At 70.4% G+C, this 11,646-nt stretch carries 9 protein-coding genes and 2 pseudogenes; 3 read left to right on the top strand and 8 right to left on the bottom strand.

The genetic code is table 11. The features are described from left to right. The 3 genes from CFB43_RS27045 to CFB43_RS27035 form a co-directional block, all read right to left on the bottom strand. On the bottom strand, nt 1-1,080 hold the full coding sequence (locus tag CFB43_RS27045) for a glycosyltransferase family 2 protein (RefSeq protein WP_089497303.1): 1,080 nt from the start codon (nt 1,078-1,080) through the stop codon (nt 1-3). Between the two features lie 271 nt (nt 1,081-1,351). After that, complete coding sequence (locus tag CFB43_RS27040) at nt 1,352-2,614, bottom strand: glycosyltransferase family 87 protein (RefSeq protein ID WP_089497302.1); 1,263 nt, start codon at nt 2,612-2,614, stop codon at nt 1,352-1,354. A 6-nt stretch (nt 2,615-2,620) separates the two neighbouring features. Then, complete coding sequence (locus CFB43_RS27035; RefSeq protein ID WP_089497301.1) at nt 2,621-3,718, bottom strand: glycosyltransferase family 2 protein; 1,098 nt, start codon at nt 3,716-3,718, stop codon at nt 2,621-2,623. A 244-nt stretch (nt 3,719-3,962) separates the two neighbouring features. On the opposite strand from CFB43_RS27035, the pseudogene CFB43_RS39255 reads away from it, so the two are divergent. Then, nucleotides 3,963-4,040, top strand: a pseudogene (locus CFB43_RS39255) (phage protein NinX family protein); the annotation flags it as partial. A gap of 22 nt (nt 4,041-4,062) precedes the next feature. Here CFB43_RS39255 and CFB43_RS27030 read toward each other — a convergent pair. Further along, nucleotides 4,063-5,049, bottom strand: a complete 987-nt coding sequence (locus tag CFB43_RS27030; protein ID WP_089498161.1) for an ABC transporter substrate-binding protein — start codon at nt 5,047-5,049, stop codon at nt 4,063-4,065. 157 nt (nt 5,050-5,206) lie between these two features. Beyond that, a complete protein-coding gene (locus CFB43_RS27025) occupies nt 5,207-6,085 on the bottom strand; it encodes a LysR family transcriptional regulator (protein ID WP_089427872.1) in 879 nt (292 codons plus the stop codon). Nucleotides 6,086-6,185: 100 nt separating this feature from the next. Here CFB43_RS27025 and CFB43_RS27020 point away from each other — a divergent pair, with 100 nt between their 5' ends. Beyond that, nucleotides 6,186-7,757, top strand: a complete 1,572-nt coding sequence (locus CFB43_RS27020; RefSeq protein ID WP_089497300.1) for an MFS transporter — start codon at nt 6,186-6,188, stop codon at nt 7,755-7,757. Nucleotides 7,758-7,781: 24 nt separating this feature from the next. Beyond that, nucleotides 7,782-7,961: pseudogene (locus CFB43_RS38945) on the top strand (AEC family transporter); the annotation flags it as partial. 77 nt (nt 7,962-8,038) lie between these two features. On the opposite strand, the gene CFB43_RS27015 reads toward CFB43_RS38945, so the two are convergent. The 3 genes from CFB43_RS27015 to CFB43_RS27005 form a co-directional block, all read right to left on the bottom strand. Next, entirely contained in the window at nt 8,039-9,226 is a 1,188-nt protein-coding gene (locus tag CFB43_RS27015; RefSeq protein WP_089497299.1) for a LysR family transcriptional regulator, read from the bottom strand. Between the two features lie 61 nt (nt 9,227-9,287). After that, nucleotides 9,288-10,016: an aspartate/glutamate racemase family protein gene (locus tag CFB43_RS27010; protein WP_089497298.1), complete on the bottom strand. Its 729-nt coding sequence runs from the start codon at nt 10,014-10,016 to the stop codon at nt 9,288-9,290. Nucleotides 10,017-10,038: 22 nt separating this feature from the next. Next, on the bottom strand, nt 10,039-11,589 hold the full coding sequence (locus CFB43_RS27005; protein WP_089497297.1) for an NCS1 family nucleobase:cation symporter-1: 1,551 nt from the start codon (nt 11,587-11,589) through the stop codon (nt 10,039-10,041). Nucleotides 11,590-11,646: the final 57 nt, after the last annotated feature.

Raw genomic sequence — 11,646 nt, 5'->3', positions numbered from 1 at the left:
TTACTTGGCGGACGCTTTCCGCGCGGCGCCGTGGCCGGCGGCGGCGGGCTGCGCCGTCCGGCGGCGGGCCGCATGCGTGCGCTTGAGCGGAAACTGCAGCAGCTGCGACGCCGGATGCGCGGCGGCGTCCCGCTGCGCGTGATAGCGCCGCCGCACGAGATAGACCGGCCGCTGCTTGGATTCGTGATAGATGCGTCCGAGGTATTCGCCGATCACGCCGATGCCGATCAGCTGGATGCCGCCGACGAACAGCATCACGGAGATCAGCGACGCGTAGCCGTGCACGGGATTGCCGAACAGCAGCGTACGCATGATGATGAACGCGCCGTAGACGAACGACAGCGCGGCGAACGCGAGGCCGATGTAGGTCCACACGCGCAGCGGCACGGTGCTGAAGCTGGTGATGCCTTCGAGCGCGAAGTTCCAGCGGCGCCAGCCGGAGAATTTGGAGCGGCCGCCGCTGCGCGGCGCGCGGGTGTATTCGATGAGCTCGATGCGATAGCCGACCCACGCGAACAGGCCTTTCATGAAGCGCCGCCGCTCGGGCAGCGCGCGCAGCGCGTCGACGACCTGGCGGTCCATCAGGCGGAAATCGCCGACGTTTTCGGGCATCTCGACTTCGGAGAGATGGTTGTGCACGCGGTAGTAGAGCGCGGCGGCCACGCGCTGCATCAGCGGGTCGCACATGCGGTCGGTGCGCTTGGCGGCGACGACCTCGGCGCCGGCGAGCCAGCGCTCGACCATCGCGGGGATCAGCGCGGGCGGATCCTGCAGGTCGGCGTCGATCAGGATCACGGCGGTGCCGGCGGCTTCGTCGATGCCGGCAGTGAGCGCGGCTTCCTTGCCGAAGCGCCGGGTGAGATCGACGATGCGCACGCGCGGGTCGCCGGCGGCGACGTCGATCAGCCTGCCGAGCGTGTCGTCGCGGCTGCCGTCGTTGATGCAGACGATCTCGAAACGGACCGACTCGACCGATTCGAGGATCGGCAGCGTCGTGGCAAAGAACGCGTCGATGGCTTCGTCCTCGTCATGGAACGGCACGACGAGCGAGACCAGTGGTTTTCTGGCATGCGCGGACATACGTCCCCCGAGAGATCCGGCCTGCGCTGCGCCGTATGGATCCGGTCGTCGCCGGCGGCAGGCCGGACGACTGGCGTTCTGAACATTGTAGGCAGGAATCGGGGATTCGTAACACGAATCGATGCCGGCGCGGCAATGCACGCGCGGACGCCGGGTCGCCTGGCCGGACGTTGAGGCTGGTGGCGTCGTGCCGCGCGAGCGCGACCGGTGCGATTGCCGGGCGCAGCCGCCGGCACGGGCAGAGTGCAGGGCGTGGCGCCCGGCGACCGGCTCAGGAGGCGCGAACGACCGCGGCGCATGTGCCGCGGCGTGCAAGCCGGGCGCGCCGCAGCAGCACGAGCAACGCGATCGTCGTCACGAGCGGCCCGATCTGCGGCAGATGCAACCACGGATTCAGAAACTCGTACAACGGCAGCGCCCACAGGACGGCCAAGAGACTTTGCTCGCCGCGCAGCCAGCCGTCCTGCGAGCCGATGGCGATCATGCACGCGATCGGAATGCACAGCCAGGACAGTTCGTAGTGCCAGAGATAGGGATTCGCGGCGAGCGTCGCGATGACCAGCATGGCGCCGCGCAGCCGCGCATCCCGATGGCGGTGCCAGACGACGCACGCGGCCGCGATCGCGATCGCGGCGATGGCGGCTTGCCCGGCATAGGCGAGCGTCAGCGGCAGGCCGGCGAGACGAAACGCCGCGAACGGCGTCGGCGATGCAAACCAGAACGCAACGCCATGCTCGATGATCAGTGAACGCAGCGCGCCGGTGTTCTGCGTGAAGAGATGGAGCGATGCGATGCCGCCCGTCGCGATGCCCAGCGCGGTGAAGGCGGTCGCGAATGCCGCGGCCCACGCGAATGCGCGCCACGCCCGCGCGGCGATCAGCACGAACGGGAACAGCAACGCGAGTTGCGGCTTGACCGACAGGAGTCCGATGAAGAAGCCGGCCAGCATCGGCCGACGGTCGACGAAATGCACGGCGAGCGCCGCGCACGCCGCGGTCAGCATCGCGTTTTGCCCGTACATCGCGGTGACGAACACACCCGGGCACGCGAGCAGCGCGAGCCAGCCGACGCGTTTCGCGCCGGGCGTCGCCGCGAGCCCCGACACGCGCCAGGCTGCTACCCCGAGCAGCACGATGCCGAGCGCGACGAACAGCGGATACCCGACCGCATAGGGCAGCAGCGCGAAGGGGGCGACCACCAGCAGATACGTGGGGGGATACAGCCACGGCAGGAACGCATAGCGGGCCGCGGTCGGGAACAGGCCGACGAGCACCCGCGAGAACGCGGGGACGTCGTAGATCTGCCACGGCGAACCGTGGAGCATCAGATGGGACGCGGACCAGAACACCATGAACCCCGAGCCGGGGCGGAACACGCCCGGGTCGGTCGAGTGGGTGCCGATCCAGACCAGGATCGTCATGAACAGCACGCCGACCGTCAGCATGACCGTGCTGTACAGCGCGACGCGTCCGGGCGTCAGCCAGACGCGGACAGGACGTTCGTCGGCCTGGATCGATGAGGTGGAAATATCCATGCGGCGCTACTTGATCGACAGATTGCGCGCGACCGCCGCGCTCGCGACGGCCGGCTGCCGTCGGCGGGCCGCGGCGGCGCGCCGGACCGGAAACGGCAGCAGTTTCGCGGCGTCCGGCTGCGCGGCGTGCCGCGCCGGGTGCTGGCCCACCAGCGCGTCGGCGCGGTAGCGCCGTCGCACGAGATAGACCGGCCGCTGCTTGGATTCGTGATAGATGCGTCCGAGGTATTCGCCGATCACGCCGATGCCGATCAGCTGGATGCCGCCGACGAACAGCATCACGGAGATCAGCGACGCGTAGCCGTGCACGGGATTGCCGAACAGCAGCGTACGCATGACGATGAACGCGCCGTAGACGAACGACAGCGCGGCGAACGCGAGGCCGATGTAGGTCCACACGCGCAGCGGCACGGTGCTGAAGCTGGTGATGCCTTCGAGCGCGAAGTTCCAGCGGCGCCAGCCGGAGAATTTGGAGCGGCCGCCGCTGCGCGGCGCGCGGGTGTATTCGATGAGCTCGATGCGATAGCCGACCCACGCGAACAGGCCTTTCATGAAGCGCCGCCGCTCGGGCAGCGCGCGCAGCGCGTCGACGACCTGGCGGTCCATCAGGCGGAAATCGCCGACGTTTTCGGGCATCTCGACTTCGGAGAGATGGTTGTGCACGCGGTAGTAGAGCGCGGCGGCCACGCGCTGCATCAGCGGGTCGCACATGCGGTCGGTGCGCTTGGCGGCGACGACCTCGGCGCCGGCGAGCCAGCGCTCGACCATCGCGGGGATCAGCGCGGGCGGATCCTGCAGGTCGGCGTCGATCAGGATCACGGCGGTGCCGGCGGCTTCGTCGATGCCGGCGGTGAGCGCGGCTTCCTTGCCGAAGCGCCGGGTGAGATCGACGATACGCACGCGCGGGTCGCCGGCGGCGACGTCGATCAGCCTGTCGAGCGTGTCGTCGCGGCTGCCGTCGTTCACGCAAACGATTTCGAAGCGCGTGGTGTCGATGGATTCGAGAATGGGAAGGGTGGTCGCGAAGAATGCGTCGATCGCTTCCGCCTCGTCGTGGAAGGGTACGACGAGCGATACCAGTGGCTTTCGGGTGTGCCTGGACATATGTCCCCCCGTGTAATCCGGTCTGCGCCGCATGGTCTGGTCCGGTTGTCGCCGACCTTGCGGAAACGGGTCCGGATCGGCGCAATTCTTGTGTGTTTTCTGTTTGTAATGTCCTCGTCCGCTTGCCGCGAACCGCGGCGGCAAGCGGTCAGATCATTGTACGCACGAATGACGGGGCGGTGACAGCGTGCGCGGGTTTGCTCGGGGCAGGGATTTCAGCGATAGGGCAGCGCGCGGCGGTGCCATCGCCGCGATGCGCACGCTCGTCGCGGCGACGTTCGGCGACGACGTGCCCGACCTCGACATGGCGCGCCCACGCTGATCGTACCCACGCGCGTCATCGTTCAGGCCGATACGCTCCGGATCGCGATCGATGCGACATCGACGCGCCGCGGCAGGATCGCGTCGGCCGCCGCGCGGTCGGCGACACGCTGCAGCACGTCGATGTCCGCGCCGCTGAGGCTGCGCTGCGCGAGCGCGGCCCGGCGCGCGATGTCGGTGGCCGCGTCGGGCGGCAGGCGCGTGAGCGACGCATAGACGCTCGCATAGTCGGCCGGATGCGCGAGCGCCCATTGGCCCGCGCGGGCGAGCCGCGCCAGCACGTCGGCGAGCGCCGCGCGCTTCGCGCGATCGTCGAGCGTCTCGACCGGCGACGTCAGGAACGCCAGCCCGGAATTGATGCCGCTGCCGTCGCGGACGATGCGCGCGCCGCGCCGGACCGCATGCCCGTAGTACGGATCGAACGTCGCCCAGATGCCGATCCGCTTCGCCTCGAACGCGGCGAACGCATCGACGGGCAGCACGAAGCGCACGTCGACATCGCGCGGCGCGAGGCCGTGTTCGCGCAGCGCGCCGTACAACTGGTACTGCGAGATGCTGCCGCGCGCGGACGACACGACGACGGTTTGCCCTTTCAGGTCGGCGACGGTGCGGACCGGCGAATCGGGCTGCACGACGATGCCGAGCGACGTCGGCGAGCCGACGCGCGTCGCGACGATCCGCAACGACGGGTCGCCGAGCGCGGCGGTCAGCACGGGCAGGTCGCCGGCCGGCGCGAGATCGATCGCGCCCGCGCGCTGCGCCTCGAACAGCGGCGCGGCACCCTGGAAGTTGGCCCAGCGGAACCGGTATGGCGTGCCGTCGAGCACGTGCGCGGCTTCCGCGAGCGCGCGCAGGCCGCCGGCCTGGTCGCCGAGCACGAGCGTCACGCCCGACAGGTCGGCGCCGGCCGCCTCGGCGGGCCGTGCGATGGCGCCGGCGAGCGGCGCGGCGGCGAGGGCGGCAAGACGCTGCAGCACGCGGCGGCGCGGCGGGGCGGAGGCGGGATTCATCGGCAGGGTGTCCTCGGTGATCCGCGCGCAGGCGGCGCGGCTGCCGGGCAGGTTACGGAATCGGTTTCCGGCCGACAAACATCGAATCGTGCAATGCATATTCGCGCGGCGACGGCCGGCATCGTCGCCCTCGCCGCGCGGGGGCGTGAGGCGGGGCTTACGCGGCAGACGGAACCGTCCGCAGGAACGCGCGCACCGCCGGCGCCTTCTCGAAGCGCCGGTGCGCGAGCGCCAGTTCCGACGTGATCGGCTTGCCGGCGATCGGCCGGTACACGACGCCCGGCAGCGACACGCAGCCGGCGAGCGCATCGGGAATCACCGCGACCCAGCCATTCACGGACACGCACGCGAGCACCGCGAGCAGGCCGCCCGGGCGGGCGGCGATCAGCGGTGCGAAGCGGCCGCGGCGCGCGACGTCGAGCGTGCCGCGCTCCTGTTCGGGTACCGCGAAGCGCGCGTCGGCGAGGTCGGCCGCGCGAATGGCCGACATCGACGCGTAGCGCGACCCGGCCGGCACGGCCGCGACGAACACGTCGCGCTGCAGCGTGACGACCCGCAGGCCGCCGGGCAGCGGCAGTGGCGGGCGCACGTATGCGAGATCGAGCCGGCCCGTGTCGAGCTGGTTCGCGACGTCGTCCATCGGCACTTCGCGCAGGTTCAGCTCGATGCGCGGGTGCGCGTCACGAAACGCGCCGACGGTGCGCTGCAGCGTGCCCGAATAGACGGCCGACGACACGTAGCCGATCTCGATCCGGCCGAGTTCGCCGCGCTCGGCCAACGCAGCGAGTTCGCGGCCGCGCTGCAGGTGCTCGACCGCGGCGCGTGCCTCGGCGAGATAGGCCTCGCCGGCCGCGCTCAGCGTGACCGCGCGGCGCGACCTGTGAAAGAGGCGCACGCCGAGCACGCGCTCGGCCTCCTGGATCTGCCGCGTGAGCGCGGGCGGCGCCATGTCGAGCGCTTCGGCCGCGCGGGCGAAGTGCAGGTGCTGCGCGACGCTGAGGAACGCCCGCACGTGGCGGAATTCGAGCCGGTCCATGATTGCAATTTTCGTCAATAAAACAGCATCCGTGTGTCAATGACAGTCAATACCGGTCAAGCCTAGCATACGGCTCGTCGATCCTGTTCCGGAGTAACCGATGTCCCAGCCTTCCCCGGCGTCGCGCGCAGGCGCGGCTGCCGCCCCGCGCACGGGCGCCCGCCTGCCCGCCGCCGCGACGCTCGCCGTCGCGTCCGCCACCTGCTCGCTGATCGTGCTCGACACGAACGTCGTCGCCGTGTCGCTGCCGAGCATCGCGCGCGGTTTCCACGCGAGCTTCGCCGAGATCGAATGGGTCGTGAGCGCGTACATGACCGCGTTCGCCGCCTGCCTGCTGCCGGCCGGCGGGCTCGCCGACCGTTTCGGGCGCAAGCGGATGCTCTTCACGGGGCTCGCGCTGTTCTTTCTCGCGTCGCTCGGCTGCGGCGTCGCGCCGACGGCCGGCTGGCTGATCGCCGCGCGGGCGGTGAAGGGCGGCGGCGCCGCGCTGCTGCTGACGGCCGCGCTCGCCGTGATCGCGAACCGCTTTCCGGACGGGCGCGAACGGGCGCGCGCGTGGGCGATCTGGGGCATGTGCATGGGGATCGCGACGGCCATCGCGCCGCTCGTCGGCGGCGCGATCACGCAGTGGATCGGCTGGCGCTGGGTGTTCCTGCTGAACCTGCCCGTCTGCCTGCTGCTGGCGGCCGGTGCGCGTGTCGCGATCGACGAGTCGCGCGATCCGCACGCGAAGCGCGTGGACGCGGCCGGCAGCCTGCTGTTCGGCGCGGCGCTCGCGTGCGCGATCGCGGCGCTGATCGGCGCGCCGTCGCACGGCTGGGTGTCGGCCGCGACGCTCGGCCGGCTCGCGCTGGCCGCCGCGCTCGTCGCGGCGTTCATCGGCGCGGAGCGCTGGCAGGCGCGGCCGATGATCGATCTCGCGCTGTTCCGCCAGCCGCGCTTCGTCGGCGCCGTGCTGGCGATGTTCGGCTATGCGGCGTGCGCGCAGGTGATGATGACGTTCCTGCCGCTGTATCTGCAGAACGCGTTCGGGATGTCGGCGATCGACGCGGGGCTCGGGATGCTGCCGTTTGCATTCGCGATGATCGCCGGGCCGTCGCTCGGCGCGGCGCTGGCCGCGCGCGTGTCGTCCGGCGGCGTGCTGGCGGGCGGGCTCGCGCTGATCGGCGCGGGCAACCTCGCGACCGCGGCGCTGACGGCCAGCGGCGACTACCGGCTCGTCGCGCTCGGCATGTTCGTGACGGGCTGCGGCGCGGGCATCATGAACGGCGACACGCAGAAGGCGATCATGGCGTGCGTGCCGCCGAACCGCACCGGCATGGCATCGGGCATCAGCACGACGACGCGCTTCTCGGCGATCGTGACGGCCGTCGGCGTACTCGGCGCGGTGCTGGCGGCGAGCACGCAAGCGCGGCTCGACCGGTTGCTGTCCGCCGCGCCCGGCCTGCGCGCGTTCGCCGATGCACAGTTCATGTCGAGCCTGCTGGCCGGCGACCTGGCGCGGGCGCTCGAGCGTGTGCCGCCGTCGGCCGCCGGTGCGCTCGCGCAGGCGGCGCCCGTCGCGTTCGCGAGCGGGTTCGCCGATGCGCTGACGGTGAGCGGCGGGCTCGCGCTGGTTGCGGCCGTCGTCGCCCGCAAGTTGCTTGCGCAACCGATGCGCGACGGTGCGTGACGCACGGCGCAGCCCGCGCCGCGTATCGGACGCGACCCGGCGGAACCATCAAGCGGGCGCGTTCCGGTTTCCCGCAGCGTGTTCAAGATGTCATCGACGAACGAGATGCTGTTGCCCGTGTTCGGGCTGATCGCGGCAGGGTTCCCGTGCCGCCGGCGCGGGGTGCTTGGGCCGGCCGCGGCTTCGGAACTCAACCGCTTGATCGGTCGTCGGGCCGTGCGGCTGGTCGACGGAGATTGAACGACGTATCGGCCGGTTGTCGCGCGTATCGATCGCGCCCGTCAATGCGGCTTCGTCGCGAGGCGATGGATGCGTGCTGCGTGGGGGACATGCCGAGGATGCGACGCATGGCAATGCGTCGCCTGCCTGCGGCGCGTGCGTCGCGCGGGTTCGGGGGTATCGGCCGAGACCGGCGTGCTATTTCGTGCGTCCACGTCCACGACTGCACCGGCGGCCACCGCCGCCACCGCCGCCACCGCCGGCTGCATCGCCTCCACATCGAGCCACGCACGCGTCGCTTCCGCGATCAGCCCGCGTAACCAGCGCACGCCCTCGACGCACTCACCCGATTCGTTCCAGGTCATCCGGTACACGATGTCCGGCGGTTCGGCCGGCAGCGCGACGGCGGCGAGCGGCAGCAGCTTCGCATAGTGCCGCGCGAGCCGGTACGTGGTGGTCAGCAGCATGTCGGTGCGCACGAGCGCATGCGCGGCGAGTTCGAAGTGCGGCAGCGTGACGACGATCCGCCGCTGCAGGCCCACGCGTTCGAGTTGCCGGTCGATCGCGCCGGACGCCTCCAGCCACGACGGTGTCGGGCACAGCTGCGGCGCGTCGGCAAACTCGGTCGCCGTCATCGTGCCGCGCCGTGCGAGCGGATGCGTCGCGCGCATCAGGCACACGACGCGGTCGTCGAACAGGTCGTCCTGCCGGAACCGCGACGCGCGCGCCGGGCGATTGTCGATCACGACGTCGAGCTCGCCGTCGGCCAGTGCGCGCTCGTCGTCGAAGCCGTCGCCGAGCGGATGGAACACGAGCTGCGCATTCGGCGCGCGTTCGCGAAACAGCGCGACGAGCTTCGGCACGAACAGCACGTTCAGGTAGTCGGGGCAGCCGATCCGGTAGGTCCGCACCGACGTGCGCGCATCGAACCTCGGCTGCTGGATGCGGATGAAGTCGATCACGCGCAGCGCGTTGCGCAGCGGTTCGATCAGCCGCGCGCCGAATTCGGTCGGCACCATCCCGTAGCGGCTGCGCACCAGCAGCGGATCGCCGAGCAGTGTGCGCAGGCGCTTGAGCGCGGCGCTGGTGGCCGGCTGCGACATGTTCAGGCGCACGGCCGCACGCGACACGGTGCGCTCGGTCAGCAGCACGAGCAGGATACGCATCAGCCGCGCATCGAGCACGTCGAGCGCGCCCGCGGCGTCGGACGCGCCGCGGGGCAGGGTGTTCGGGTCTAGTGGGTCCCACATGCCGATCCGCCTCCCGGCGCCCCGATGCGCGCGTGCGACGCAGCAGCGGGCCGGCCGTACGTCATTGTGCGAAGGTGCCCGGCCAGCCGACGATCCGCTTCGGGCGCGGCGGCGCGTACGTGCGGACTTTCGACGTCTTCAGCTTCAGGCGCACCAGCGACTCGGCGAGCGCCACCGCGGCCGAGACGCCGTCGACGACCGGCACGCCCGTGCATTCCTCGATCTGCCGGTCGAGGCCGGCCATCCCGCCGCAGCCGAGGCAGATCACTTCCGCGTGATCGTCTTTCACCGCGCGCTGCGCCTGGCCGACGATCGACTCGATCGCGCGGGCCGGGTTCTCCTCGAGCTCGAGCACCGCGAGGCCGCTTGCGCGCACCGACGCGCAGCGCGCGTCGAGCCCGGCGAGCTTCAGGCGATCCTCGATCAGCGGCACCGTGCGGTCGAGCGTCGTGACGACCGAGTAGCGATGGCCGAGCAGCATCGCGATGCTCGCGGCCGCTTCGGTGATGTCGACGACGGGCACCGTCAGCAGTTCCTGCAGGCCTTCGCGGCCGTGTTCGCCGTAGCCGGCCTGGATCACCGCGTCGTACGGCTCGTCGTAGTGCATGACGCGATCCATCACGGCGATCGCCGCGAGGTAGCTCTCGAAGTTGCCTTCGACCGACTCGGCGCCGAAGCGCGGCGTCAGCCCGACGATCTCCGTGCCCGGCGACGCGGCGGCCTGCGCCTGCGCGGCGATCGCGTCGGTGATCGACTCGGTCGTGTTGACGTTGACTACCAGGATCCTCATTGCGACTCCGTATGCAGGTGTGTCAGTGTTGCGCGCAGGCGACCGCGATGGATTCGCCCGAACGCGCCTCGTAATGCCGGTTGCGATCGGCCAGCAGCCAGTACACGCTGCCCGCGATGGCCGCGCCGAGCAGCCACGAGAACGGCGTCATCGCGCTGAAGGCCGGCACGAGGGCGAGCGTGGTCGAGATCAGCGCGGACGGCACCAGCGCCGCGAGCGCCTTGCGGTTCACGCCGCGCGTGTAGAAGTAGGCGCCGGTCGGCGCTTCGGTATAGAGGTCGGGCACGTTCACGCGCTGCTTGCGCACGAGCCAGTAGTCGACCGTGATGATCCCGTACAGCGGGCCGAGCAGCGCGCCGAGGCCGGACAGGAAGTAGACGATCACGATCGGGCTGTTGTACAGGTTCCACGGCAGGATCAGCACGGCGACCGTCGCGCTGATCAGGCCCGCGCGGCGGAACGACAGGCGGTGCGGCGCGAGGCTCGTCAGCACGAAGGCCGGCGCGACGAAGTTCGCCATGATGTTCACCGCGACCGTCACGATCAGGAATGCGAGGCAGCCGAGCACGAGGAACAGCTTGTTCGGCACCGTCGCGATGATTTCCGTCGGGCTGTGGATGATGTGGCCGTTCAGCTTGAACTGCGCGCCGGCGAGCACGAAGCTGATCGTCGCGAACACGAGGATGTTGACCGGCAGGCCCCAGAAGTTGCCCACGCGCACCGTCTTCGCGCTCGGCGACGAGCGCGCGAAATCGCAGAAGTTGAGCACCAGCGTGCCGTAGATCGCGAGCCACAGCGAGCCGCCCGCGAAGATCTCCGTCCACATCCTGAAGCCGGTCAGCGGCTTGCCGATCGACATCGCGAGATGGCCGCCGGTGCGGCTATACATCCATGCGGCGAGCGACAGCGTCGTGACGAGGATCACCGGGCCGGCGAGCCCCTCGTACTTGCGGACCATTTCCATCCCGTACGTGAGGATGCCGATCTGCACGAGCCAGATCGCGACGAACGTGACCCAGCCGAGCGTCGACAGTCCGAAGATCGCGTTCTGGTCGAATGCGGCGAGGCCCGGCCAGACCGCGGTGAGCAGCACGCGCAGCACGACCGACGCGAGATAGGTCTGGATTCCGAACCATGCGATCGCGATCACCGCGCGGATCATCGCGGGCAGCAGCGCGCCGTAGATGCCGAAGCTCATCCGGCTGATCACCGGGAACGGCACGCCGGTCTTCTGGCCCATGTAGCCGGTGAGGTTCATGAAAAAGTAGACGAGCACCGCGCCGATCGCGAGCGATGCGAGCATCTGCCAGCCCGACAGGCCAAGCGCGAACAGCCCGATCGCGAACGAGTAGTTCGCGATGTTGTGCACGTCGTTGGTCCACAGCGCAAAGATGCTGTAGCGGCCCCACGTCCGGCCCTCGGCCTGGGTCGGCGCGAGGTCGGCGTTGTGCAGCCGCGGGCTCAGCGCGGGGTCGCGCGCGGCCGAACCGGTTCGATGCGATGCGTCGTCCGCGCCGGGCACGATGCCCGGGCGGTGGGTGGCTTCCAGTTGCACGCCGTTGTCTCCTTCCATGTGCGGGGCGCGTGACCGGCAACGTGGGAACGCTGCGCCGGCCCGGCCGCCGTGGAC

It is taken from the genome of Burkholderia sp. AU15512, assembly GCF_002223325.1.
In the GTDB taxonomy this organism is placed as follows: domain Bacteria; phylum Pseudomonadota; class Gammaproteobacteria; order Burkholderiales; family Burkholderiaceae; genus Burkholderia.
Note: the sequence above shows the minus strand (reverse complement) of the source record. Positions and strands in the feature narration are given on the sequence as shown.

Excerpts from the sequence above, each read along its gene's own strand:
- CFB43_RS27045 (WP_089497303.1), bottom strand. The coding sequence starts at position 1,080 with ATGTCCGCGCATGCCAGAAAACCACTGGTCTCGCTCGTCGTGCCGTTC.
- CFB43_RS27040 (WP_089497302.1), bottom strand. The coding sequence starts at position 2,614 with ATGGATATTTCCACCTCATCGATCCAGGCCGACGAACGTCCTGTCCGC.
- CFB43_RS27035 (WP_089497301.1), bottom strand. The coding sequence starts at position 3,718 with ATGTCCAGGCACACCCGAAAGCCACTGGTATCGCTCGTCGTACCCTTC.
- CFB43_RS27030 (WP_089498161.1), bottom strand. The coding sequence starts at position 5,049 with ATGAATCCCGCCTCCGCCCCGCCGCGCCGCCGCGTGCTGCAGCGTCTT.
- CFB43_RS27025 (WP_089427872.1), bottom strand. The coding sequence starts at position 6,085 with ATGGACCGGCTCGAATTCCGCCACGTGCGGGCGTTCCTCAGCGTCGCG.
- CFB43_RS27020 (WP_089497300.1), top strand. The coding sequence starts at position 6,186 with ATGTCCCAGCCTTCCCCGGCGTCGCGCGCAGGCGCGGCTGCCGCCCCG.
- CFB43_RS27015 (WP_089497299.1), bottom strand. The coding sequence starts at position 9,226 with ATGTGGGACCCACTAGACCCGAACACCCTGCCCCGCGGCGCGTCCGAC.
- CFB43_RS27010 (WP_089497298.1), bottom strand. The coding sequence starts at position 10,016 with ATGAGGATCCTGGTAGTCAACGTCAACACGACCGAGTCGATCACCGAC.
- CFB43_RS27005 (WP_089497297.1), bottom strand. The coding sequence starts at position 11,589 with ATGGAAGGAGACAACGGCGTGCAACTGGAAGCCACCCACCGCCCGGGC.